The sequence below is a fragment of the Chryseobacterium sp. MMO-72 genome, assembly GCF_037146035.1.
GTDB classification, from domain to species: Bacteria; Bacteroidota; Bacteroidia; order Flavobacteriales; family Weeksellaceae; genus Chryseobacterium; species Chryseobacterium indicum.
Window position 1 is genome coordinate 1 of record NZ_JBBCWG010000012.1, and the last position, 26,047, is coordinate 26,047.

Annotated in this window: 27 protein-coding genes; 3 read left to right on the forward strand and 24 right to left on the reverse strand. The window is 36.0% G+C overall.

Going from position 1 to position 26,047, the window contains the following annotated elements; all coding sequences use genetic code 11:
• Positions 1-603 precede the first annotated feature (603 nt).
• The 13 genes from WFH39_RS15345 to WFH39_RS15405 form a co-directional block, all read right to left on the reverse strand.
• Positions 604-1,290: a hypothetical protein gene (locus WFH39_RS15345; protein WP_336690494.1), complete on the reverse strand. Its 687-nt coding sequence runs from the start codon at positions 1,288-1,290 to the stop codon at positions 604-606.
• 13 nt (positions 1,291-1,303) lie between these two features.
• Complete coding sequence (gene rfbD / locus WFH39_RS15350) at positions 1,304-2,164, reverse strand: dTDP-4-dehydrorhamnose reductase (RefSeq protein ID WP_336690630.1); 861 nt, start codon at positions 2,162-2,164, stop codon at positions 1,304-1,306.
• Positions 2,164-2,649, reverse strand: a complete 486-nt coding sequence (locus WFH39_RS15355; protein ID WP_087708421.1) for an acyl-CoA thioesterase — start codon at positions 2,647-2,649, stop codon at positions 2,164-2,166. Before WFH39_RS15355 ends, rfbD begins: the two co-directional genes overlap by 1 nt.
• A 72-nt stretch (positions 2,650-2,721) precedes the next feature.
• Entirely contained in the window at positions 2,722-3,225 is a 504-nt protein-coding gene (locus WFH39_RS15360; protein ID WP_087708419.1) for an OmpH family outer membrane protein, read from the reverse strand.
• Between the two features lie 61 nt (positions 3,226-3,286).
• Positions 3,287-3,832, reverse strand: a complete 546-nt coding sequence (locus WFH39_RS15365) for an OmpH family outer membrane protein (RefSeq protein ID WP_087708479.1) — start codon at positions 3,830-3,832, stop codon at positions 3,287-3,289.
• A gap of 8 nt (positions 3,833-3,840) precedes the next feature.
• The gene (gene bamA / locus WFH39_RS15370; protein ID WP_336690495.1) at positions 3,841-6,378 is read right to left on the reverse strand and encodes an outer membrane protein assembly factor BamA; all 2,538 of its coding nucleotides are present in this window, start codon (positions 6,376-6,378) and stop codon (positions 3,841-3,843) included.
• Positions 6,379-6,406: 28 nt separating this feature from the next.
• Entirely contained in the window at positions 6,407-7,156 is a 750-nt protein-coding gene (locus WFH39_RS15375; protein ID WP_336690496.1) for an isoprenyl transferase, read from the reverse strand.
• Between the two features lies 1 nt (position 7,157).
• Positions 7,158-8,051 (reverse strand): type IX secretion system protein PorG, encoded by an 894-nt coding sequence (porG, locus tag WFH39_RS15380; protein WP_214587485.1) that lies wholly within the window; start codon positions 8,049-8,051, stop codon positions 7,158-7,160.
• Between the two features lie 213 nt (positions 8,052-8,264).
• A complete protein-coding gene (locus WFH39_RS15385) occupies positions 8,265-10,766 on the reverse strand; it encodes an exopolysaccharide transport family protein (protein ID WP_235131664.1) in 2,502 nt (833 codons plus the stop codon).
• Between the two features lie 4 nt (positions 10,767-10,770).
• Complete coding sequence (locus WFH39_RS15390) at positions 10,771-11,625, reverse strand: polysaccharide biosynthesis/export family protein (protein WP_214591151.1); 855 nt, start codon at positions 11,623-11,625, stop codon at positions 10,771-10,773.
• A gap of 33 nt (positions 11,626-11,658) precedes the next feature.
• Complete coding sequence (locus WFH39_RS15395) at positions 11,659-12,789, reverse strand: glycosyltransferase family 4 protein (RefSeq protein WP_336690497.1); 1,131 nt, start codon at positions 12,787-12,789, stop codon at positions 11,659-11,661.
• A 90-nt stretch (positions 12,790-12,879) separates the two neighbouring features.
• Positions 12,880-13,881 (reverse strand): glycosyltransferase family 2 protein, encoded by a 1,002-nt coding sequence (locus WFH39_RS15400; RefSeq protein WP_336690498.1) that lies wholly within the window; start codon positions 13,879-13,881, stop codon positions 12,880-12,882.
• Between the two features lie 3 nt (positions 13,882-13,884).
• The gene (locus WFH39_RS15405) at positions 13,885-14,955 is read right to left on the reverse strand and encodes a formimidoylglutamase (RefSeq protein ID WP_336690499.1); all 1,071 of its coding nucleotides are present in this window, start codon (positions 14,953-14,955) and stop codon (positions 13,885-13,887) included.
• Positions 14,956-15,122: 167 nt separating this feature from the next.
• Here WFH39_RS15405 and WFH39_RS15410 point away from each other — a divergent pair, with 167 nt between their 5' ends.
• Complete coding sequence (locus WFH39_RS15410) at positions 15,123-15,506, forward strand: hypothetical protein (RefSeq protein WP_214587490.1); 384 nt, start codon at positions 15,123-15,125, stop codon at positions 15,504-15,506.
• Between the two features lie 22 nt (positions 15,507-15,528).
• Positions 15,529-16,260, forward strand: coding sequence for a hypothetical protein (locus WFH39_RS15415; protein ID WP_336690500.1), 732 nt, complete (start codon positions 15,529-15,531; stop codon positions 16,258-16,260).
• A gap of 247 nt (positions 16,261-16,507) precedes the next feature.
• On the opposite strand, the gene WFH39_RS15420 is transcribed toward WFH39_RS15415, so the two are convergent.
• From WFH39_RS15420 to WFH39_RS15470, 11 genes are all read right to left on the reverse strand, one after another.
• Positions 16,508-16,834 (reverse strand): helix-turn-helix domain-containing protein, encoded by a 327-nt coding sequence (locus WFH39_RS15420; protein WP_336690501.1) that lies wholly within the window; start codon positions 16,832-16,834, stop codon positions 16,508-16,510.
• Positions 16,815-17,252: a helix-turn-helix domain-containing protein gene (locus WFH39_RS15425; RefSeq protein ID WP_336690502.1), complete on the reverse strand. Its 438-nt coding sequence runs from the start codon at positions 17,250-17,252 to the stop codon at positions 16,815-16,817. The genes WFH39_RS15420 and WFH39_RS15425 overlap by 20 nt, the downstream gene beginning before the upstream one ends.
• 539 nt (positions 17,253-17,791) lie before the next feature.
• A complete protein-coding gene (locus tag WFH39_RS15430) occupies positions 17,792-18,892 on the reverse strand; it encodes an alpha/beta hydrolase (protein ID WP_336690503.1) in 1,101 nt (366 codons plus the stop codon).
• 11 nt (positions 18,893-18,903) lie between these two features.
• On the reverse strand, positions 18,904-19,260 hold the full coding sequence (locus WFH39_RS15435) for a cyclophilin-like fold protein (protein WP_336690504.1): 357 nt from the start codon (positions 19,258-19,260) through the stop codon (positions 18,904-18,906).
• Positions 19,261-19,399: 139 nt separating this feature from the next.
• Positions 19,400-19,663: a muconolactone Delta-isomerase family protein gene (locus WFH39_RS15440; protein ID WP_336690505.1), complete on the reverse strand. Its 264-nt coding sequence runs from the start codon at positions 19,661-19,663 to the stop codon at positions 19,400-19,402.
• 122 nt (positions 19,664-19,785) lie between these two features.
• Entirely contained in the window at positions 19,786-20,730 is a 945-nt protein-coding gene (locus WFH39_RS15445) for an aldo/keto reductase (RefSeq protein ID WP_336690506.1), read from the reverse strand.
• A gap of 9 nt (positions 20,731-20,739) precedes the next feature.
• Positions 20,740-21,438, reverse strand: a complete 699-nt coding sequence (locus WFH39_RS15450) for a type 1 glutamine amidotransferase domain-containing protein (RefSeq protein WP_336690507.1) — start codon at positions 21,436-21,438, stop codon at positions 20,740-20,742.
• A 62-nt stretch (positions 21,439-21,500) separates the two neighbouring features.
• On the reverse strand, positions 21,501-22,085 hold the full coding sequence (locus WFH39_RS15455) for an NAD(P)H-dependent oxidoreductase (RefSeq protein ID WP_336690508.1): 585 nt from the start codon (positions 22,083-22,085) through the stop codon (positions 21,501-21,503).
• Between the two features lie 60 nt (positions 22,086-22,145).
• The gene (locus WFH39_RS15460; protein ID WP_336690509.1) at positions 22,146-22,757 is read right to left on the reverse strand and encodes a Crp/Fnr family transcriptional regulator; all 612 of its coding nucleotides are present in this window, start codon (positions 22,755-22,757) and stop codon (positions 22,146-22,148) included.
• 147 nt (positions 22,758-22,904) lie between these two features.
• The gene (locus WFH39_RS15465) at positions 22,905-23,645 is read right to left on the reverse strand and encodes a DUF6261 family protein (RefSeq protein WP_336690510.1); all 741 of its coding nucleotides are present in this window, start codon (positions 23,643-23,645) and stop codon (positions 22,905-22,907) included.
• A gap of 218 nt (positions 23,646-23,863) precedes the next feature.
• The gene (locus WFH39_RS15470) at positions 23,864-24,235 is read right to left on the reverse strand and encodes a helix-turn-helix domain-containing protein (protein ID WP_185207082.1); all 372 of its coding nucleotides are present in this window, start codon (positions 24,233-24,235) and stop codon (positions 23,864-23,866) included.
• Positions 24,236-24,418: 183 nt separating this feature from the next.
• Here WFH39_RS15470 and WFH39_RS15475 point away from each other — a divergent pair, with 183 nt between their 5' ends.
• Positions 24,419-26,032: a hypothetical protein gene (locus tag WFH39_RS15475; RefSeq protein ID WP_336690511.1), complete on the forward strand. Its 1,614-nt coding sequence runs from the start codon at positions 24,419-24,421 to the stop codon at positions 26,030-26,032.
• Positions 26,033-26,047: the final 15 nt, after the last annotated feature.

The window sequence follows — 26,047 nt, forward strand, 5'->3', positions numbered from 1 at the left end:
CCTTAACCCCTCTCTAAACTCTCAATCTATCATCTCCTGCGCTTCCCCGTTTAGGGACTGCAAAGATACAAATCTTTTTTATTCCCGCAAATCTTATTTTATATTTTTTTTTAAAAAAAAAGTTTAAAAACAAAACCCGCTTCAATCTGTAGCTTTAAAAAGACTTTTACCGTCTTCTCTCAGGATTCATTAAGTAATATTGCTTAGCTAAAAGCTCTTCTGCGCTTACTGATTCTCTATCGTTTTTCAGTGGGGCAAAGATAGAGACTTTAACCCTCCGCCTCCAAATATATTTAACATAATATTTAAGCCATACACACGATTGTGGGTAACTTCAGGCTATAAAACACTGGTTTATTTATCTTTATAAGGATATCCATAGTTTTCCACATTAAATGATTTGATGTTTTTGATTTTGAAAAACCGTTGAACGGGCAGTGAAATCATGAAAAAAAGACGGAAATATTGCGTTCTAAAGGAAAATTTTGTTGGATTGAGGGGAAAATGGATGGGTTTTAGGATGCAAGTATGGAAAGGAGGAAATTTGCGGGTGAAAAAAGGAGTTAAAAAGGAAAGGTTCATTGAAAATCAAAAAAGCAGAGTTTAATTGCTCTGCTTTTCTTTATTATATATAGTGCTTAAAAATTCTCCGTAGGATTTTTCGAGACCAATGATGTCTCCGCTTTTCAGATTAAGCCCTCCTACTCCATTTTCGTCCGATTTTATTTTTGCCGACGAAATCTGGAAATATTGATTGGAGCTATTTTCTTTAGGCTGGATTTTAATGGTGGAGCCTAATAATTTTTTTGTTGAGATTGTGTAGACTTCACCCGGGGTCGTTTTCAATTTTAAAAATGATCTGGGAGGGATAATATAATCTTTCTTATTGATGGCTATTTTCTGATCTTTTTCAGAAGAAGCAAAGATATACATATATCCCGTCTGATCTTTAAATTGTTCTTTCGGAAGAAAATAAAGGTTTAATCTGTAATTGGAAGGATTAAAATTCTGAGAAGTGCCATCGATATTTTCAAAAGGTTTCCATGAAAATGCATTGGCTCCGATTTCTTTTGCCTTTTTATAGACTAATGAAAAGACTTCATCATCGTACTTCCAGAACCCCTGAACTTCAATTTCGCCCAAATATTCAGCGTCTTTTGTTTCTTCATTAATTGTATATAGAAATCTGTCGGTATTATCTTTGGTTTTTACAACTTTTGTAAGATATACATTTTGTGCGCTGCAAAGTTGGATAAAAAAGGCTAAAATGATTATGATGAAATTTTTCATTCTTTATTATAGGTTATTTTGTAAGAACAGTAATGCATTCTTCAAGACTGTTTTCCCAATATTTAGGTTCTATTTTATACATTTCTTCAATTTTATCCAGACACATTGTACTTCTTTTGGGTCTTTTTGCCGGTGTAGGATATTGCTCGGTGGTTAGTTCATTTAATTTAACTGAAGATTTAGAAAATTCAGCTATTTTTTTTGCAAACTCAAACCATGTGGTTTCCGGATAGTTTGAAAAGTGGAAAACACCGTATATTTTTTCTTTTGCTTCGATAATGTTCATGATGGCTTCTGCCAGATCATTTGAATTGGTAGGCTGCCCGAACTGATCTGCTACAATTCCCAACTCGTCTTTTTGAGAAAAAAGATTGAGCATTGTTTTCACAAAGTTTTTATTGAACTCGGAATACAGCCATGAAGTTCTTAGGATGATTGTTTTCGGATTATTTTCCAATGCAAGTTCTTCTCCTTTCAACTTGGATTCTCCGTAAACTCCGATCGGACTTGTGAAATCGTCTTCGGAATAACTTAAATTGGTTTCTCCATCAAAGACATAATCTGTAGAAACGTGGATAAACGTTGTTTTAGCATCTTTACACGCCTGCGCAAGGGAAGCTACACCTTCTGCATTTACAGCAAAAGCCTTTTCTTTTTCAGTTTCTGCAAGATCTACCGCTGTATAAGCTGAAGCATTGATACAGTAATCTGGTTTATTTTCTGTAAAAACAGTATTGATCTGATCTTCGTTGGTGATGTCTAAAGTCTGCGAATCTGTAAAAATGAATTCATAATCCAGTTCAAAATCCGGAGCTATTTTTCTGATGCAGTTTCCTAGCTGCCCGTTTCCTCCTACTACTAAAATTTTTTTCATCATGAGTTTCTCGCGTTTTGTGATCTTAAATATTTAACTCTCGACTGGAAGTCTTTCTGTTCCAAATCTACATAAAACTTATTGAATGTTTCTTTAATTTCTTCGGGATGCACTTCCGATTTTCTGGTTTTAACATTGAAGTAGATTACCGTAACCCATAATACTGCATGAATTGTTTTCTCGTCTAAACTTTTCATCAGGATTTCTACTTTTGCTGTTCTGTCCGCCACTTCAATAGTCTTGCTGCTGATAACAACGGAGGTATTATATCGTACTTCCTTTAAATAGGCTATTTCATTCTGAATTGCAATCCACGTGCATCCCGTCATTTTGGTGTATTCTTCATAGGTGAAACCATAAAATGTTTCCACATGATCTTCTCTGGCATTGAACATATAGTCCAGATATTTCACGTTGTTTAAATGACCAATGGGATCGCAGTCGCTGAATCTGACCTTTACCGTGGTTGATACTTCTTTTTCCATTCCGCAAAAATAAAAAAACCACCTCGAAGTGAGATGGTTCATTTTTATAAATATTTATTAATTTCTAAAAAATTACTGAATATTCAATTCTTTTTTCACTGCAGCTGTAGCATCCGGTCCTCCTTTGAATACGAATGCAGAAGAATTTGCATCCATAATATAATCATAACCGTTAGCTTTTGCTACTTTAGAAACTGCTTCATTCAGTTTTTTCTCGATTGGTTCGTAAGCAAGATCCTGTTTAGCAACGAAATCTTTCTGAGCTTTATCGTTCATCTGCTGGATTTCTTCCTGCATTTTTGCCAATTCCGCTTCTCTGGCTTTGTTTTCTTCAGCTGTTTTCTTTGGAGCTTCTTCAGAGTACTGCTTTAGTTTAGCCTGTCCTGCGTCTGCTTTTTTCTTGATTTCTGCCTGTTTAGTATCTAAGAAAGTTTTAAGATCCGCATCTGCTTTTTTCTTTTCAGGCATTGCGTTAAGAATTCCTATAACATCTAAAGTTGCAATTTTTTGAGCTTTTGCCATACCTACCGATACAACCATCATTACCGCTGCAAATAATACACTTAATTTTTTCATAATTGGTAAATAAATAATTTAATTTGTTTTTAGATTTGTAAATGTAATAAAAGTTAAACTTTTATTTTTTTGTTTTGCCTTTTTCTTTTGGTTCAGCATCTTTCAATAAGATTGCTAAAACTTTATCCGAATAATCGGATCTTTTCTGAAGAAAAATAACATTATTGCTTGTTTTATCTAAAACTATCGCCAAACCGTTCTTTTCAGACATGGTTTTGATAGCTTCCCAGATCTGATCCTGAAAAGGCTGAACCAGATTTGTTCTCAGTTTCTTTATTTCTCCGGTGGCACCAAAACGTAAACTCGTTGTTGTTTTGATGTTTTTTTCCAGATCCATTACTTCTTTTTCTCTCAGTTTAAGCTGATCTCCGATCAAAAGAACTTTTTCACTTTCAAAAGCAGATCTTTTTCTTTCGTATTCGGACTGTAGATTCTGAAGTTCGGACTGCCAAGTATCAATTTGTGCATTCAGTCTTGCTTCAGCTTCTTTATATTGAGGCATTTTATTCAGGATGTATTCCGTATCTACAACACCCACTTTCTGTGCGTTGCTTAGACCGAAAAGCAAGAATAAAACAAATGATAAAACAATTCTAAAATTTTTCATAAGGTGGATTATAATGATTGGTTCATCAAGAAGTGCGTCTTCCATCCGGAAGGCTCAGTTCCTGAAACTGTTTTGTCGAATCCGTAAGCGAAATCAAATCCAATTAAACCAAATGCTCCCATATAAACTCTCACACCAACACCTACTGATCTTTTCAACTGGAAAGGATTATAATTTCCCCAAGAATTCCACACGTTACCTCCTTCCGCGAACGTTAATGCATAAATTTTTGCTGTCTGGTTCAATGAAATCGGGTATCTTAATTCTAACGTAAATCTGTTATAAATAGTACCTCCCCCTGTCGGAGTAATATCCTGAGAAGTTCCTCCGTAAGTAGAAGCATTTTCATAACCTCTTAACGGAATTAATTCTCTACCGTCATATCTACCTCCGAATAAACCGGTACCCCCTACATAGAATCTTTCAAACGGCGGAGCTCCTAATTTAGAGTTATATCCATCCATGAAGCCCATTTCAGCAGAAGATCTCAAAACCAGTTTTCCAATAATTTCATTGTAAACATCTGCTTTGAACTTCACTTTATAGAATTCCATCCACTTGTATTTCTCTGTAGGACTTAAAGTAGAATAATCTTTATTGTTGAATGCAGAGTACGGCAATGTGAATTTCACCGAAAGGTCTATGTTGGAACCTACAGTCGGGAAAATAGGATCGATACCTGCCGAGTTTCTGCTTAATCCTAAGTTGATGCTTAAGTTGTTGGCAGAACCATAATATTCTGTGGCATCTCCAAACTGGAACGGATAGTTCTTAAAGTCATACTTCTGGTACTGAAGACCTGTGTACAATGAGAAATAATCATCCGGCCATTTCAGCAACCTGTTTAAACCAACGGAAGCGGAGAAGATGTTAAGTTTCTGTGCGTTTCCGTAAACATCAGAATATTTTACTCGTGAGTTATTTAAACTTACAGAAAGAGCAGTCGGTCTTGTTCCGAATAACCAAGGTTCTGTAAATGAAACTCCGTAATTCTGGAAATATTGTCCAGCCTGTGCCTGAAGAGATAACGTCTGTCCATCACCTTGAGGAACCGGCTTAAAGTCTTTGAATTTAAGGAAATTCTTTAACGAGAAGTTATTGAACGTTAAACCTAAAGTTCCGATAAAGCTGTTACCTCCGTAACCTGCCTGTAACTGAACCTGTGAAGAACCTTTCTCTACTAACTTCCATTTGATATCTACGGTATTATCCTGCTGATTTGGCTGAATATCCTGCCCAACCTGCTGAGGATCAAAAAACTGCATTCCAGCTAAATCGAAATATGTTCTTTTGATATCACTTTTGGCGAATAAATTCCCTGGTTTTGTTCTTAAAGCTCTGAGAATTACATGGTCATGCGTCGTTGTATTTCCTTCCCAGGTTACTTTATTCCATGTTGCTTTTTCACCTTCGTTGATGCGGATTTCAAGATTAATCTTATCCCCGTCTACAGATTTTTCAACCGGTGTAACGTTTGAGAAAAGATAACCATTATTCATGTAAACGGATTTGATATCAGAATCGTCTTCTTTACCTCCGTCTTCCCCTACTTTTTTATTGAAACCTACCGCATCGTAAATTTCTCCTTTTTTATATCCTAAAAGTCTTTGTAAATAGTCTGTAGAATAAACGGTATTTCCGGTAAATGTAATATCTCCGATGTAATACTGTTTACCTTCTTTAAGTTTTACGTTGATTTCGTAATTGTTTCTCTTGTTTCTCCAAACTGAGTCTGAAACAATGGCAGCATCTCTGTATCCTAAAGAGTTATAATAATTGATCAGGTTTTGTTTGTCTTCCTGATATTTGTCTTCAATGAATTTTGAAGATTTCAGGATTCCTCCAATTCCGAATCTTTTTTGTTTTGTTTCTTTAAAGGCTTTTTTTCTAAGTTTTCTGTCGGATACATATTGATTTCCCTCGAATTCGATATGATCGATTTTGATTCTTTTGCCTTTATCTACATTAATCGTCCAGTCTACTAAATTAGGATCTCCTGCATTTACTTTTTCCTGGATCGAAATTTTAGCATCGGCGTATCCTTTTTTAATGAAATCTTTCGGAACGTTTGTTTTAAGGCTTGACACCAAGTTCTGTGTAATTTTTGTTCCCGGCTTCAGATTATTATCTTTAGCCATTTTTTCATTTTTGGATTTTCCGATTCCTTTACCTGTAAATTTTACTTCTCCAAGATCTTTAAGATCCTGCAGATAAAACTTTAGAATAACGGTTTCGCCTTCAATACTTTGTACATAAACCTCTACTTCAGAAAAAGATTGGGTGTCCCAAAGTTTTTTTACCGCATTGCTGATTTTTTGCCCCGGAATATCTACCGATTCTCCTTTCACCAAACCTGTAAATCTCAGGATCTGAGCCGGCGTATATTTTTTAACCCCATCTACAACGATGTCTTTTAAGGTGTACGTCCCTGCTTGGTTTTCTGCGTGTACAGAATTGCTCACCTGTGTGCTGTCCTGTGGAGTTACCTGTCCATAAAAATGTGCAGAAGCAACAAACATAATGATGGGTAATAGTCTAAACTTCATTTTATCGTAGTCTTTCTTTTCTTAAATTTTACTGAATTTTTATCTGTTCTCCGGTCATTCCGAATCTTCTTTCTTTGTTTTGATAATCCACAATACACTGAAAGAAAATATCTTTTGTAAAGTCCGGCCACAGAACGTTTAAAAACTGCAGCTCTGCATAAGCAATCTGCCAAAGGAGAAAATTACTGATTCTGATTTCTCCGCTGGTTCTTATTAAAAGATCCACCGGCGGAAAATCTTTTGTGTAAAGGTGACTTTCGAATAATTTTTCATCAATATCTTCAATGTCTATCTTTCCTTCCTTTACGTCTTCGCTAATGCTTTTAACGGCGTTTAGTATTTCATGCTGCGAACCATAACTGATTGCTAATACCAAATTGCCTTTTGTGTTTTCTTTTGTAAGTTCCACCACGCGTAAAAGCTGATCTTTTACCAGTGAGGGAAGTTTTTCGAGATTTCCAATAACGTGCATTCTTAATCCTTTGCTGAAAATTTCTTCCGCTTCAAGCAATAAGGTTTCTACAAGTAAATTCATTAAAGTATTTACTTCCTCTGCCGGACGGTTCCAGTTTTCCGAAGAAAAGGTATAAAGAGTTAAATACGGAATGTGTATTTCATTACACGCATTTATGGCATTCCTAACAGCATTAATAGCATTTCTGTGGCCGAAAGTTCTTTCTTCGCCACGAGATTTTGCCCATCTTCCGTTACCATCCATGATGATAGCCACATGCTGTGGTAAATTCTCAGGATCTATTTTATCTTTTATCAACGACATATTAATCACAATAACATGGAGGTCTTCCGAACGAATAGGTAAGTCCTAAACTAATGGTATTCATCCAGTCTTTAGACTTAAAATCTCCTACGTTTCTTTCTCCTATAATCGCAGCTTCTCTTTCTTTAGATACTACATAATAAGCATCTGTCTGTAGAAGAGATCCGCCTGTAACGGGGCTGAGAATATCTCCGTTATATGTAGCAACCACATCTTTGCTTTGGATTTTGCTGTAATCCAGCTGATCTGTAAGCGTATATCTGAATGTAGCTTCTGCAAAAAGCGCCCAGTTATAATTAAATTTATATTTTAAACCTACCCCAAAAGGAATATGCATTGTAGTTTTGGTTCCTGTAGAATACACCGGAGTTGTTGTAAAATCCAGTTCATTAATAGGAGCCTGAGCCACCCCATCTGCATCTCTTCTGAAATCATTAATCATCGTAGCTTTGGGAGCGTCGAACATTAATGCTCCTACCCCTCCGAAAATATATGGGCTCACCATACTTTTCTGCTCGTTGTTTACCGGAAAGAAATTGTATTCGAAGACCAAACTTGCCTCATATACATTGTTTTTCCCGAATGAGTTTCTGTTTTTTCTATATTCTTCTTTCGCCACCTTGTCATTAAACTGGATCTGATTATATCCAAGATCCAATCTTACAGTCTGGTGAGGATTAAAATTAAATCTATATAAAATTCCACCATAAAAAGGAACACCCCAATCTGAAACTTTACTTAAATCCAATGGCTTTTGTAAAATATAATTCGTTCTCCCTATATCCCCAACTAGGTTACTCATACCTAGACGAACTCCAAGTTCGTTTCTTTGTGCTTTAACACTTACCACAGTTCCTAGAGCGGCAAGGAAGCTAAACAATAATTTTCTATTCATAAAAGAATATGGATTTATGGTTATTTTAAAATTTAATTTTTGCAAATATAAAACTTTTTTATATTAATGATAATCTTAATGTTTAGTTAAAAATAAACAAAAAAACATAATTTGTTATAAAGTAAACGATAAAGTAGCAAAATTATTCTTTTTTTAATAGAATCAAAATTATCACGATATAATAAACCCCCATTAGATGAGGGCTTAAATGTATTATTTTTTATTGAATATTGACTGAACTTTATTTCTAATTCTTATCAGCATTGGTTCTCTGTAATTTTTATCTTCATCAAAATAGCCATAACCGTAACCATAGCCGTAGCCATAACCGTAGCCGTAACCATAGCCATAGCCCTGTTTTGTATTATAATCATTATAAACAAGACCTAAATGTCCTATTTCTCCGGTATGGTATTTTTCTGTAATCATTTTCAGCATATACTTCTCCGTGTATTCATGGCGGACTACATAAATATTAGCATCCGAGTGTTTCATCAGCTCATAAGAATCCGCGACCAGACCTACCGGAGGAGAATCGATGATGATGAAATCATATATTTTTTTAAGGTCTTCGATAAATTTGATGTTTTTTTCACTCATCAGCAACTCAGACGGATTCGGAGGAATAGGACCGGAGGTTGCCACATCCAAATTTGGAATTCTTGTTTTATTGATAATCTGATCTATTCCCACTTCACCTGTAAGGTAATTTGAGATACCATATTTATTATCAATTTTAAAATCACCAAATATCTTAGGCTTTCTTAAATCCATCCCCAAAAGAATGGTCTTTTTATCGCTTAATCCCAAAACGGAAGCCAAATTAATAGAAACATAGGTTTTACCTTCACCCCCAATTGAAGAAGTAACCAGAATTACTTTGCTGCCATCATTTTCTCCGGATAAGAATCTTACATTTGCTCTAACCCCTCTGAACGCTTCCGAAACAGAAGACTTTGGCTGATCCAGAACGGTAAGCATATTTTCATGATTGTTATTTCCGATAACTCCAAGAAGCGGAATTTTAGTAGCATTAAGCAATTCTTTAATATTCCGAATTTTACTATCTAATATTTCTCCAATAAAAATAAACAGTAGTGGCAAAGCAAGAAGCCCCCCAATAATTGCGGCTTTTGTAGCTTTTACATTCGGGCCAATTGGTGGCTGGCTTACATTTTTAGCAGGGTCTATTACACTGATATCCGACTGGTTTCCCGCCATTCTCAGCTCTGTATCGTTCTGTCTCGTAAGCAAGCTGTTGTAGGTAGCCTCAATCATATTATATCCTCTTTCTGCATCTAGGTATTTTCTCTGCTTTTCAGGATATGTTGCCAATTCGGAATTTGCATTTCCGACCTTTTGGTTAATTTTATTAATTTCTGTGTAATAAGCGGTATAATAATTTCGTAAAGCACCATTTGAACTGATTCTGGCCTCATCAATCAATCTGTTGATCTCTTTCATCGGCTCAGAATTTGGCTTGTAAATTAAAGCCATTTCTCTTCTCTTAAGATATAAAGCCTTCAGTTCTGCTACAGAAGCACTGAAGAGTCCGTCTTGAAAACCTGCAGCATTAGTGCTGATCATTTTTTCGAAATTCTGGGTTTCCAGACTGTTTTTTATCTGATTCAGGGAGCTTATTTTGCTTTCAATATCAGCTTTTTTGGCTTCAAGATCTTTAATTTCTGTTAATGATTTTTCATCTCTGTCTTTAATATCATAAAGTTTTTCAGTTGTCTTCATGTAATTAAGAACATTGGCACTGGAATCTAACTTTTTTCTGATATTATCCAGATTTTGCTTTAAATATACATTGGTATTCTGATCCACCAAAACTTTATCGGCCTGTCTTTTCTTCTGAAGCTGTTTTACGGACATATTAAGGAAATTCACCGTACTGTTAAGGTTGTAACCTTTCTTGGTGATAATCATGATGGTATTGATCTCCTTATCAAACTCCACTCCGATTGTGGAAACAATATCATTAACCGTCTGATTAACCGTATTTAAATTTACAATTATATTGGTTAATTTAATTTTTGGATTTACAGGATTTTTTAACAGCCTGAATCTCAAATTAGGAGAAGTATACCACTCTCCTACCCGAATAATTTTATTCGCAGGTCTTCCATAAGGATTAATGGTTGTATAGCTTTCAGATTCAAAACTATATAAATTCTGAGACTGTCCTTCTTCAGGTAATACGACTTCGTAAGAATCTCCTCCTTTGGGAATTAATGTAATAGGATAATTTACCTGTTGCCCATGCTTTCTGTCTACCTGTAAAAAAACGGGAGAATCATCTTTATCCAGATAAGTTGATTTAATAAGTCCTTTTGTGGAATAATTTACAAAAAGATCCAGCTCCTTTATCAGAAACTCATTGTGGGTTCTGGATAAAAGCATTTTTTTCAGATATACCCCATCCTGATTTCCTCCCTGTCCCCAGATAAAATTAATAGACTGGCTGGGCGTGAAATAACTTGAAGTATTATTGGAAATACTTAAAGACAAGGTCGATGCATAAATATTCTGAGCGTAGTATTTACTGTACATCCACGAAATTCCATACCCGATAAAAAGCATTAAAACAAACCAATACCAATTTCTCAGTATTCTGCGTAAAAAGTGCTCAACATCAAATAAGGCAAAACTGCCGTGCTTTTCTTTGTGAGAATCTGCTTTCTCTACCTTTGTTTCTTTTCCCGGAATCATAGTATTAAAGGTTTTTTAAAAGTAGGTAGATAGACAAGGCTGTTGTAATCACAGAAACTCCTGTTGTTAAAGTCTGGATAGGATCTTTTCCTAATCCGTTCAGACTTTTCGCTCTTGTATTCAGGTAAATTTCGTCTCCGTTCTGAACGTAAAAATATGGAGAATTCATTACATCTTCACGGGTGAGATCAATAATTGCTTTTTTAATTCCTTCAGGTAATTTCCGGTGAATAACAATATTTTTTCGGTCAACAGTTCTGTTTAATCCACCACTCATTGCAATTGCTTCTGTAATAGTAAGTGTATTTTTGTGAACAACTTTCTCACCGGTAACGCCTGTGGTTTCAACATCTCCCAAGACGTAAAATGTAATTCCGTTGGTATTTAAGCGTACTTCAGACTTGCCTTCCTGAAAGTTTTCGTTAACCTTATCCTGAATTTCACTGCTCACTTCCGCAATGGTCCTTCCTTCCGCTTTGATAAACCCTATTCCGAAAACATTAATATCTCCGTTGTTATCAACCTTCAATCCGTTAAAGTAAAAAGTACTATTTCCACCTGTCCCTCCCGAAGAAGCACCTCCTCCATTAGCAATGGAATTGGTTGCGGCTCCAGATCCTGAAGTATTCAGGGAAGAATAGAACTGTGCGGCGTCCCCTTTAGGCGTAGTCACAATGTTCAGGTTCAAAATATCGTTCTTTGTAATTCTGTAGACAGGAATATTATAGGGGATCAAACCTTCCTCATTAATTACAAGGCTTTCGCTGGGCTGCATATATCTTACATCTTTTGTAGTAATACAAGATGTGGTGATTAAAAGTGGCAGGGCTAAAAGTAATAAATGCTTACAATTCTTCATCATATTTTTCAAGTTGTTTGCAAAAGTAAAGATTTAATTGATAGTCTTTTTATTATTCTTCTTCAAAAGATAAATAAAATCCGGAATATAAGCTCCCAAAAAAACCAGAAAAAGTACAATCAATAATAAAAGATTTACATTTATATGTCGGAGATAATAGGCTACCGTTACAATAAAGAGATAATATACAACAATATAAAAGCTTGATCTTCTGTGTGTAAGATTAAGTTTTAACAGTTTATGATGGATATGATTCTTGTCTGCATCAAAGGGAGATTTTTTGTTAATTAATCTTACCATAATAACATTAAGAGTGTCTACAATGGGCAAAATTAATATTGCCACCGCTACCACAGGTGCAGACTGGAGGTGATATCTTGGAATTCCGGGAAGTTTTTTATCTATAAAAATGTCTATAAAACAAATGGAAGTAAAAGCAAGAAGGAATCCCAGAAGCATGGAGCCCGTATCTCCCATAAATATTTTATTGGTTCTGTAGTTGGATAAATTATAATACAAAAACGCCAGAACTGCCCCTATTATAATTGTAGATAAAACAACCAGAGGATAATTATATTCTCCCAATCTGTAATAACTGATCCCGAAAAGCGCACTGCAGATAACAGAATACCCTCCGGCAAGCCCATCAATTCCGTCTATGAGATTGAATGCATTGATAAGGATTATAAAAGTCAAAATACTGAAAATAACACTTATAACATACTCCATTTCATAGATTCCGAAAATTCCGAAAAGGCTTCTGATTCTTATATCTGAGCCAATAACTATAAATGCAGATACCACAATCTGTGCTACCAGTTTTTTGTAGGCTCTCATTACAACGATATCATCCATTACTCCAATGTAAAGCAAAATAACGAGGGAAGCGAATAGAAATTTATAGAGATCAAACAGTTCGTAAGCGAAAATAGAAGCACAGATTCCGATAGAATAGAAAATCGCGATCCCGCCAAGATTAGGGATTTTTCGGAGATGGGAACTTCTTACCCCAGGTTCGTCCATTAAATTTTTCCTGCGGGAAATTTTAATGATCGTGGGAACGGAAAAATAGGTGATTAAAAAAGAAAATAAAAAACCAAAGCCTACTTTTACATAAAAAATAGGAATCCCTGACTGGTTTAAGAACAATTCAAAATTCTTCATTTTTTTTCTATTCAAGTACTTTGAAGGCTTAACGACTAAAAACCTTGTGTCTGGCTTATGAGCTAAGTAACACAGTACTTACATTTGTGTTTACACTAATTTTCTTATCAGTTTTTTCTGCCCTGCAAAAAACAACAGATAGTATATCTTTTTTTTCAGTGACAAAGATAGCAGATAATTCTTATCAAAACGACTATAATTCAATATATCTTTCAATTTCAGTTCTCTATCTTTGATAAATATCTCTAATTTTGCCGACATATCATAAAAAGTTCTTTCGTCTTTTACAAAAGCAAGATAAGCCAGAAAAGAATACACTCCTTCAAAAATCTGAAAATTTTTAAGCTCTTTCTTTCTGCCGGAATATCCGGACTTTTCAAAAACCTGTTCTACATCCATTACCGCTTTCAGAATATCCAGTCCTTTTTCCGTATGGGTTTTGGTAATAGAATCGGTACGTTCAAAGTACTGATAATGGAAATTCTGCGTTTGCGAAATAGTGTCACATTCCAGCAAAAGCTGGGGGATTAACTGAATATCCTCAAAATGCGCCCCTTTTTTAAATTTTTTGTCCCTAAAAAGTTCTTTTTTAAACAATTTGTTGCATGCAAAGTAGCTGAGATCGGAAAAAACGGAAAAATTATTTCCGAGATCAATTTTTTCCGGCATATTGGGAATCTGTGTAAGTTTTTGCGTTACTTTTCCGTTTTCATCTACTTTCTGAATATTGCAGATTACCATCTTCGACTGATGTTTTTCAGCAAGATGTACCATTTCTTCAAACATATAAGGCGCAACATAATCATCACTATCTACAAATCCGAGATAATCTCCTGTTGCATGATCGATGCCGAAATTCCGCGCATCACTCAAACCGCCGTTTTCTTTAATAAAAGATTTAATTTTTTCGGGATATTTCTGAGCGTACTCCTGAATAATCTTTTCCGAATCGTCTTTGCTGCCGTCGTTGATGACCAGAATTTCGATATTCTGATGGGTTTGATTAACTAAAGAATCCAGACATTTTGCGAGATAATTTTCAACATTATAGACGGGAACAATAACAGAAACTTTTGAGGGAACATTTTTCATACATTATATTTTCGTCAGTCGTGCATTCAGCCAGCCTTTTTTGGCATCATCAAAATCTTTTCGGGAACAGGGAACGCAGTTTTCTATATTTTCATCGTCCCCGAAATACCAGAGATTACTGAAAGTATCCCGTTTAAAGGCATATTGTCTGTCGTCTACCAAAACATAAAACACTTCATAATGTCTTTCTTTCGGGTGTGATCTCTGAATATTGATTCCTTCGATCAGATACCAGATCATTTGTGCTAGAAGCTGTTGATTAAGCTGGTTTTCGGAGTAAATATTATAGTTGAAAATTCCGACAGACTTTAAATTTTCACTTAAACCGATTTCCTTCATATACGCGCAGACTTCTCTGCGGTTCAGTCCGTTTACCTGCGGATTCATGGAAAAAGGTTCGCTGAAACTTTCGATGGCATCACAATTTACTGTCACCAGATCCGCTTTTCTGAAGAAAGGTTCTGTTTTTTCGGTAGAATTCATCATTTCAGCAAGGCGGATAATATCAAATTCAACTTCTTTGATTAATCTTACTGAATCTGCTTCATTCAGATGTTTCTGATAGCCTAAATGATGGTAATTTTTTATGGAAAAAGTTTTCGCTCCGAAAATCTTGCTTAAAAACGTATGCTCATTAATCATTTCGCCCTGTTTCAGGGAAATAATATTGCTGATTTGGGTATAATTGATGCTTTTGGTATGGAAGTTAAGCGCCGAAAAAAGCGAAAAAGCGAAATCATTCGAACCGCCCACAATGACCGGAATGGCTCTTTTGTAATGACACGCCGACAATACTTCCTGCAGAATATAATGAGAATCCTGAACAGATTTTCCGGAAACAAGGTCTCCAAGATCCACTATCGGAATTTCAAAATCGAGCTGTGAGAGTTTATAGAATTCATTCCTGATCCCTGTAAAATCCTGAACTTCTGCATCCCCATTTGCGCCTCTGTAATCTGAAACAAAAAGAAGTACGATACTGTCTTCTTTTATTTCCTTCGTGATTCCTGCCCCGATCTGCCAGTTTTCTGTCCTGAAATTTCTTGGGGAAATGATAAAATCTTCAAAATTCATTTGTAGTCTCCATTGTTTTCGCAAACTTACAAAAATATTAGAACTCTTATTTATCTCATTTTAAATACTAAAGCACTTTAAAAATCAAAATCGTTTATTCTTTTAAAACTGATAAAAATTTTAATCTTAAATTACAGATTCTAAATTAACCGTTAAAACAAAAATACATGAGCAGCACGAAAAGAGACGAATTAAAAAAACTTTTAGCCCCCATTAATAAAGAATTAAGAACACACGGCGGAAATGAGAATAAAATTAAACTCACAAAATTAAAAGAGGAACATATTGATTTTCTGTTGGAATTGCTCAATGTTCATTTAGAAAAATACAAGGATTTTGCAAGAGCTGATCTTGAAGATTTTCATGCAGAAGATATTAAAGGTCTGGTAAATTATAAAATGCCTGTAAACATTCATGAAATTGATCTTCCGGAGAGTTTCAGTGATCCTGTATCCTGGAAAATAGCGATTGGAAGGCTTAGATTTGGTTCTACACAGGTAATCTTAGAGATAAACAACTGGGAAATTACCGACAGCACACTGGTTGGCTGATTGATCCTAAAATCCTTTCCGTATGAATGAAATGTATAAAGACATGCTTGAAATATTACAGCAGCGAATTCCGGTCGGAAAAAGACAGGGTTTGATCTTGTTAGAAAAAACTGAAGGAAATACAGATAAAGCTGAAAAATATTTTACAGAAGAACGTATTTCGATCATTGTGAATAAGACCGGAATACCATCTGAAATTGCTCTTCATCATCTTCGGGAAAATAATTTTGATATTAAACAGACCATTACAACCATTGAAGAAAAATATTTTACCACAACGGAGCTTATTTTAAAGAAAGATCATGATAAGGAGGAAGCTTTGGATAAAATCTTTTCAGCAATTGTAAAAAAATATGACTGGAAAAGAAATTTTCTGAATGATCCCAACAAAATAAAAGATTTCCCAATCGAATTATACAGTTTTGTAAGTGTAATGGAATGGCTCTATTTTGAAAACTGGGAAGATTTTGAGAGTGCTTTATTTCATCATCTCGACATGGTAACGGAACAAATGAGAACAAGGCTGAATCTGCCTCAACTTGCAGATTATCTGGAAAAAGCTCAGAATATTTCAAATTCTTTTTACGAAAAATACGAAACTTCAAAAGACCATAATAATTACGTAAAAGCCACCAATGAGCTGCGCAACAATAAAGAATTTATTGCAGCAGAAGAGAAGTTTATCCACCTGAAGCCGCTCCTTGAAGAACGTCTTTATGAATTTGTAAAAACCAATATAGAGAAGTTTCCCTAAAGAATTCGAATACCAAACACGGCATAATTTCCTGTGAATGACAAAATCAGACCGGAATTGCATACGTATACTTGTGAACTCAGAATTGATATTACTCCCAGATTTATCAATACAAATTATCGTTTTGTTCATAAAAAATCCGTTTCACAAATGTTTGTGAGACGGATGATTGTACCTAATAAAAAATTTAACTTAGAAATGAATGATTTAAATATTCTAAACAGTACTTATATTTTTTCTGATATAATTAAATTTTATATATTTTTTTCCATTTCGTTAAAGTGTTTCTGCTGATTCTAAAATACTTTGAAGTATGAGAATTATTCATCTTATGCTCTTTCTGATATTTTATGATATACAGAATCGTCTCATCATCATATGATCGGTGTCTCTGATTAAATACTACAGAGTCCTGATCTTTCTTATTAAAAATTAAATTATCCAGTTTCACTATATCCCAGGATAACAAAGTCTCTTTATCTAAAAAATACTTAAACTCCGGTTCCCTTTCAGGACATATTTTTAAAATGATGTCATGATAAATTTTCTTATAATCAGGAATTGTTCTCATCATGCTTAGCTTTCCATTTGTATAATGTTGTCTTGGGTATTCCGTATTCCCGCATAATAGAATCTGCACTTTTCTCTCCGGATCTCATAAGTTCCAAAATGTATTCTATAAGATTCTTAGTGTATATGTTTTTCCTGAATTTCGGAAGAGACGATATCTTTGTGGAATCGGATGCTTTAACAGGTGGAGCATACAATATAATGTGTTGGGAATACAATCTGAAAAAATCGTAATTCAGTAATTTGCTCCATTTTAAAAGTATATTGCATTCTATGCTTTGTTTTCTATACATATCTGCAACCTCAGCTTCTGAGCATTTCAGAAAACTGCATATCCGTACTAAATCTATATCCAATTCATCCACTCTCATTTTAACATATGAGCCTATATGGATTTCTTTAAAATTTGATACTATTTTCATTTCGATGAACCACGATTTTTTTTTAGAGAGGATATTCCTTACACAGTAGAGATGTATTGATAGACAATACAGCCTTGCCGAATCCGGTTATCGTAAAAAAATTATCAGAAATATCATCGGAATTTGTTCCCGTAAGTCCGTTTATGAGAAATCGGAAGTAAAACATTAATTTTTTCATTGCATTTTTTTGCAAATAAAAAGAAAATGCACAAAGGAAACCTTAAAGAAATATACTCATCTATACTCAATGATGCTACTTAGATATACTTTGAAATATAAATTAGCACCAACCCATCATCAGAAGGATTCATTATAATTGAATTCATATCTGCCGATGCGGAAATCCCGGAACATCTTTTATTTAAAATCTATTTCAATGGGAATAATAAAAATACCATCATAAATTTTCTTCTGAAAAAAATTTTAACAAGATAGCGTTCCTACGGAACGCCGGACTTCCGAATATGATTTCTAAACAGATGAATCCGCCTCAGAACTGAGGCGGATTCCCTTGGTATTTTTTAGACAGACTTTTAGTTCTATTTCAAATTCATTTTGAAAAAAGCCTCAATTTTATCAAATGGAATTTTATCCATTTTATCGTACAAATCAACATGATTAGCGTTGGGAACAATATACAATTCCTTTGGTTCGGAAGCTGATGTATAGACATCTTCAGAATAGTAACGGGAATGCGCTTTTTCTCCTGCAATCAACAAGATCGGACGCGGTGAAATCATTTTTATATTGGCTGCCATGGGAAAATTGAAGAACGCAACCGGCGTTGTAGCCGTCCAAGCTGTTGTAGAATTAACAGATCTCGGATGAAATCCTCTCGGCGTTTTATAATAATCGTAAAATGCCGCTAAAACAGGATTGGAATCGGGAGGAAGCTGATCCGGCAATCCGCTTTTTATAATGATTAATTTTCCTTTATCATCAAACGGAATTTCATGCAAAGCCACATCATATGTACCGTTTTTCGCGTCTGTCCAGCGTTGTTCACTCAGATAATCGATAATTTTGTGACGCTGTTCATCAGTATAAGAATCGGCATATCCTTTTGAAATGCTTCGGGACATATCGTACATAGAAGCCGTTGCTACAGCTTTTATCCGGCTGTCGCTTGTCGCGGCAGTTAACGCCATTCCGCTTAATCCGCAGATTGCCATAACCCCAATTTTTTCACGGTCTACATTCGGCAATAATCCTAAATAATCTACTCCCGCCGAAAAATCTTCCGTAAAAATATCGGGCGAAGCGACATTACGGACTTCACCTCCGCTTTCTCCTGTGAAAGAATTATCAAAAGCTAAGGTGATAAAACCGCGGGAAGCCAGTTCGTTCGCATATAATCCTGACGACTGTTCTTTCACGGCTCCGAAAGGTCCGCTCACCACCAATGCAGGAAGTTTTTTGTTGCCCGCATTTTCTGGAGTATAGAGATCTCCCACAAGGGTAATTCCGTAACGGTTTTTGAAGCTTACTTTTTTGCGAAGTACATTTTCGTGCAAAAGGAAAGTATATTGGTCTGAATGTTCCATTGTGTTTATTTTTTTAGTTTTTGACTGCTGAGCCTGGCTGAAGGAGATTCCTAAAGCGAATAAGGTCATGATAAATATTTTGACTCTATTTTTCATTATAAACGGTTTCATATGGGTGAGTCTGATTCAAATTTTACGAGTACATTGTCTGAGCCTAAAGTATTCGCCAAATCATCTGCATGATCTACATTTCCAATTTTGGTATAAGCGTAAGAAGTGGAAAACGTTTTATAAAACAACACGACAACATTGTTTCCATAAAGCCTGAGATCTCCATTCTGAATCTTACCGGGACTGTATGCTTTAACAGGCAAAGATTCAGGCAATTCCGCATACTTTTCATTGCTGTTAAGTTCCTTCATATCAAGCGTAAGAGGCAATAATTCCTTAAAGGCTTTAGCAGTGGCGTTATCCTGTAAATTAACCTTAAATACTTTGCTGTTTATTGTGATCTTGAGATTCATTTTTTCCGTATTTTATTTTTGATCTTTGTGCCTATCCTATTTAAATGAATGGTTTGCCTGCAGAAACGTTCAGAACAAAAAACTCTTTTTAGTAAAAATAGAAAGTCAGCAATACTACTGGCTTTCTATTATTTAAGGTTTAAAACGACTGTTCTGTTTCTGTATAGATCACTTCCTGAAAATGAGGAAACATCGGGAAAGACTCCATTACTTTTTTGGCTTCTTCTGCATTTACATTTGCTAAAACCAATACGGCTCCCATATGATCATCTTTTATAAACAGATGTTTTAATGTTCCCTGTTCTACCAGTTCTGTTGCTCTTGCCATTTCTTTAGGCATTAATTCGTCCAGATTTGGAATTTTAGCTAAATCGTTAATTACGTTTGCGATTACTGTTTTCATTTTTTTATCATTTTAAATTGTTATCAACTGTTTTAATACTGCAAATTTAGGCTGCGTATCTGTTTCTTACCCTTAATCTATCTTAAGAAATACATTTATATTTTTAAAGGGGAAGCAAAATACTACACCATAGATTCTTCCCAGGAACCTTTGGTATCCACGCCTGCATTTCGGGCAAGTGTTTCAATAGTATTCATTTCATCCTGAGAAAGCTCTATAGCAGATGCTTTCAGCATCTCCTCTACCTGAGCAGCTTTTGTCACACCAATAATGGGCAACGTTTTTTTCGCGATCGCCCACGCGACAGCAATTTGTGCAACTGAAGCATTTTTATGCTCTCCAATAATGCGCATTGCATCCGTTAATTCTTCCAACTGAGGAAGTATCTTATTGTAGGTATTGCCTCTTCCGCTTCCTTCAGGCAAAGGATTCTGCGTATTGTATTTTCCCGATAAAGCTCCCTGCTCCAAAACCATGTACGCGAAAAACGTGATATCGTTGCGGTTGCAGTAGTCTAAAATTCCCGCATCTTCCGAAGAACGGTACAATAAACTGTAATGATTCTGAACGGCAGAGATTCTAAAACCTTCTTTTGCCAGAATATCATTCGCCTGTTGTATTTGCTCCAGATTATGATTGGAAACTCCCACATTCTTCACCTTTCCGCTTTTCAGCAAAGGGATAAGACCAGAAACCCATTTGGGCGCTCCTACGGGATTGTGAATCCAGTAAAAATCGACATACTCTGCTCCTAAGTTTTCAAAACTTTGATGAAGCATTTCTTCCACAGGATTCGCCGATTCTTTTGCAAACTGAGGGGTAAATTTAGTTGATATGAACAGATCTTCACGCGGATAATCTTTTATAAATTCTCCCAGTACTTTTTCGGAAGATCCCATGCCGTAAACCAGTGCCGTATCCCACAGGTTAAGTCCGGATTTCACTGCCTCATCAAAAACGGGTTTTAACTCACCGGTGGTTAAGTGGTTTCCGAAAACCTGATCGCTTCCTGCAAAACCTGCTCCCCAGGACCATGTTCCCAATGCTATTTTTGGTAAATTTTTCATTGTTGAATTTTATTTGCTGTTATTGGTAAGCTGTCTTGCAAGTTCTTCTCCCACACCTGCTGCGGAAGCCGGATTCTGTCCTGTAATAAGACGTCCGTCTGCAATTACGTTTTTCGTCCAGTTCGATGCTGCATGATGCAATGTTCCGTGATTAATCAAAGCGGTTTCCAGAAGAAAAGGAACGATATCCGTAGCCTGAACTTCCGCTTCTTCGTCATTGGTAAAAGCAGCTAATTTTTTACCGTCTACCAGATACGTATCGTCGCTTAATGTAACGTTCACTAATGCTGCAGGACCGTGACAAACCGCAGAAACAACGCCTCCGTTTTCATAAATTTCTTTCGTCACTTTCTTTATGCCTTCGCTGTCTGCAAAATCCCACATAGTACCGTGACCGCCTGCAAAAAATACTGCGGAATATCCGGAAGCATCTGCATCGTCGATCTTAATGGTATTTTTTAACTGATGCTGAAATTCCGCATCATTCAGATAATGTTCATTTACGGGATCAGACACATCTAGGCTGTCTTTATCAACGGGAGGTTCCCCACCTTTAACAGAAGCTAATTCATAGGGTACACCTGATTTTTCCAGTTGTTCTAAAACGTGCGTTAATTCGCTCAGCCAGAATCCTGTCGGAATACCTGTAGATCCTTTTACATTATTGCTTGTAACAACGCAAAGAACGGGTTTTAATACTGTATTCATCTTTTTGTTTTGTTTGAATTTATTTTTAGTTTGTTATATAATTCTATGAATGAAATTTGTGTTTAATCTTTCTTAGTCATTAGCATTTCACTTATCAGGGTAGCTAATCTGTGGGCATGATCTTTAGCCTTGGCTTTTATAATTTCTAAAGTTTCAAAGGGATAAACGCCGGGTATATATTGCATTCCCATGGAATAAACAGGCTCCTGAATTTCCATCCGGCAAAGTTTTGCAGTCTGGATAAGCGGAGGCAGAAAATCCCCAATCGGATAATTCATTGCTTTTCCATAATCATACAGATCTTCTGATGCGCCTGTAGTGAATGACAGAATCAGCTTTTTACCTTTCAGCTTATCTCCGCCTGCGCCGTGCGCAAAACCGAAAGCATACACATCATCAATATACTTTTTCATCAAAGCCGGAAAAGAATACCAGTGCAGGGGAAACTGCCAAATAATGACATCCGCATTTACAAGTTTTTCCTGCTCAGATTTTACGTCAATCTGAAAATCGGGGTAAAGCTGGTCTAAACGGCTTATTCCGGCATCGGGAAACAGTTTTAAAATATTTTCTAAAACGGCTGTATTGGCATAAGAATTTTCTGAATCGGGGTGTCCGGAGACAATCAGTACATTTTGCATTTTCATTTATTTTAATTTGATAATGCAAATGTAGAACGGCACAGTGCCTCTTACCCTTAATGTATCTTAAGAAATAAAATGTCTGGGTTTGGTAATATCTTTGCGTATTTTACTTAAATGCTCCGGAGTAATGCCCAAATAAGCTGCAATCTGGGTTTGCGGAAGCCTGTTGGCAAATTGGGCATATGTTTTCAGGAAAGCCAGATATCTTTCCTCACCCGTAGAACTCATGTATTGCAAAAGCCTTCTTTGGATGGTTGTTAAATGTTTCTCCAGCAGATCACGAATAATATAATTGAATATCGGCGCTTTTTCATATAACAACTTTAAGTTTTCGGGTGTAATGTACAGAACTTCGGAAGCTTCCAGGGTATCAATACTGAGGTTTGAAGCAGTACGCTGTCTAAAGCTTAAAGCATCAACAATAATCCAGTTCTCAGCAGCGAACTGAAGAATGTGAGTGGTCCCTTTTTCATCGATCATATACATCCGCATACAGCCTTTTACAATAAAACAGAACTTATTGCAGATTTCTCCCTCGCACAATAAAAATTCCTTTCTTTTAAAGCTATGATAGGTAAACAACTCTTTAACAAGATCTTTTTCGGTTTCATCTAAAGCGGCAACACGTTCAAAATAATCTATAATCGGCTGATATATATTTTGGGCTTCCTTCATTTTTTTGTTTTCTCAAATTTATAAAATCATTTGATAAATAAACCTGTATTCGATTAAAAGAGAAAGAATTATTGTTTTAATTTAAAGATGAATTCATAGAAAAACAAAAAGCACAGACCCAAATCTGTGCTTTTCTATTTTAAATATTTATTTTTCAGGGGATGGAGACGGCTTCCCTTTTCTTTTGGCAAGTACATCAGAGAAATACTTTCTCGAATTATTAACAACCGCCAGAACATCCTTGTAGAAAGGATCAGCTTTTAAGTTTGCCATTACAGAGATATAGTCTGTCATTTGTCTGTAATCATCTGTTAAGGTTTTTCGCAGTGCTTTTACATCATACACCTGCTTTTGCGATGTCTGATAAGAACGGTGAGAAAACAGATCATTAAAAGCGGTGTTGGAATCTGCCAGATGATTTACAAATTTTACAATCCCCAATGTGGCTACATGAGAATTGTATTCGGGGGAAACGAGCTTACCAAGCAGTGTGTTCAGCTTATTGGTTTCTTCTTCATAAGCGGCATCTTCTACTCCTTTGTACTGGTCCAGTAAAAGCTTCAGGGAAGTATAAGCATCTTTTTCCGCTTCTGTTTTTGCATTCCTGTAAGGTTTTAAAGAATCTTTAAGAGCCTGTACATCTTTGTCTCTTACTTTATCTGCACCGGCAATTTTTTCGGTTTCTTCACTCGCGCGTATCTGGTCCAGTGCGCTGTTGTAGGCAGGGAGCTGATTCTGAATTTTATCAAACAGCGTTTTAAAGTCTCCGTCTGTATTGGCGTCTAAGGACGTCTGGGCAAAATCTTCAAAGAAACGAACGATGAACTGCCCAAATTCTGCATGATGTAACGACGGGATGTGTACCGAAGTAAGTTTTAGTTTTTCCATGGTTATGTTTTTTTTGGAATTAATTTTTTTTATCTGCTGTATAATTGTGTCTTTATTTTTCGGTTTATACTTTCTCTGCCCGAGACGAAGCCAAACCGTTTGGGTTTACACTTTCTCGGAGCGAGACGGAGTGCCTCTCTTTCAGGCTGAATTTTCTCATCCCGAGAAACCAAGAACCTGTTTGGGTTTTAGTAATCTCTGCCCGAGAATGCTTCTCCCTATTTTTCTTTTAACAGTTTTTCTATCAATTTATTTTGTGAATCGATAAGTTTTGCTATCTGCTCCTGATTTTTCAGGATCGCTTCCAGCATTTCAGGAGACTGAATATTAAAGACAGGATTGTATTGATTTATTGCTGATTGGTCATGAAGTTCATTATCAGTAATAATTGTAGATGCATCATTAAGGAGATCATTAATATTAACTTCCAGTTCCTGAGCAATTTTATTCAGCAGTAAAGAGTTGGGAATATTTTTGTCAGACTCAATATTCGAGATTGTGGTCTGCGTGGTATCAAGACGCATGGCAAGATCTTCCTGCGACCAGTTTTTCGCTTCCCTGTACTGTCTTACTTTCGTTCCTATACTCATATCTAAAAGAATTTTTATCAAAAATATAAAAATTCTTATGATGTCCGCTCAAAATAAATAATAGTTTTGTCTCTGTTCATATATAGATCGAAATTTTATTTTAATCTTTTCCAACCCAAAGACAAAATAATGCATCTATATAGAAAAAAGAATTATATTTAACTCACTAAAAACAAAATGACTATGAAGAGAAAAATGATTTCGTGGCTGGCTCTTGTGGCAGTGTTTCTCGTTTCTTACTCCTGCAGGAATGATATGCTTCCTGAAAAAGAAATTTTTGAGAACAGCAGCCAGTTTCAGCTAACCTCCAGAAGAATGTCTCTGGCTGAAAGTAAACATAAACTACAGCTTCTTCCTGAAATTTCAGAAGCCCAGACTTTGCTGAGATCTGTAAAATCTAATGTTGCCGGAAAAATAATCGACTACGGTAACGGAACCTCCATTGATACCAATGATGTAATCTATATCGAAAACGGACCGAATTACCATACCTACACCTTTAATATCATCAGAGAAAATGCACCCGCAAATGCGCCGGTGGAAAATCTGGTATTAAGCCCGCTTTCAGATGGTACATACAGGGAAATTCTGGTTTCTTATTATATTACGGATCAGGAAAAAGAGATCCTGAGATCTGGCGGAACAGTGGATACCAAAAATAAAGTGACGTATCAGTCTTTAGAAACCGGAAGCTTCCAAAGCGGAATAACTTCCAAAACGCAGGATTGCCATCTGGAGATTAACTTTTACTATACCGAATGCAGCGAAAACATGCATCATCATGGAGAGCAATATCCTGAATGTACGGCAAACCAGCCTTCGGAACTGGTGTATGTAATTACAGAAGTATGTACCGATACTTCCGGCGGATCTGATAATCCTTGGAATCCAAATTTTCCTGATCTTCCCGGCGGTGGAGGCGGCGGAGAAGAAGGTGGTTCATCTACTCCATGCAATGGAAACGGAGTTCTTACAGGACCACAGACTCCCGCTTCAGGAATTGGGTATGATTCCGGTGACGGATGTACAGGAGTTCCTACTTCTCCGAATATCCCGAATTTAAGTAATCCCTGCGCCAAAGCTCAAGTTCCTGTTGGAAATATTAATACACTTTTACACGATTCTAATATTTCCAGTGAAATGAATGCATTAAAAAATTATGCAGCTACTAATCATTATGAATATGGAGCAGCAATTATTAATACTGGAAATAGTAATGTAGCCCAAACTCCCTATACGAACAATGATCCAAATGACCCCGGTCACGTATCTATAATAATCCCTCCTGTAGGCAACTATCTTGCTAGTGTGCACACCCATCCAGACCATGGAGCTGCACCTCCTTCTGCCAGAGATTTATATTCAACTTTAGAAAATGCGAGAGATTACCCTTCTTATCAAGGATCTTCCGTTTTTAGTTACAATGGCTCGCAATATGCATTTGTAGTAAATGACAGAGCAAAGGCAATAGCTTTTGTAGCAGCCTTCCCTTTTGCAAGTAATACTACCGATGAAGGAAGAATATTTAATGAAGCATCTTCAGTTGGAAGAGATTTTTTGGAGATTTATAAACACTATATGACAGGAAGATTACCATCATATTCTGGCACCAGTCAGGATGATGGGATGGAATCGGCTTATGCACAAATTTTAGAGAAATACGATACAGGAATTAGTTTTGCGAAAGCAGACGCTAATGGGAACTTAAAACCACTTAAACCTGTGTCCTTTCAACATGAGATATCATCATCTGGAGGAAAAAAAATAACCGGATATAAGGCTCAACCTTGTCCGTAACCAATTAATATTATC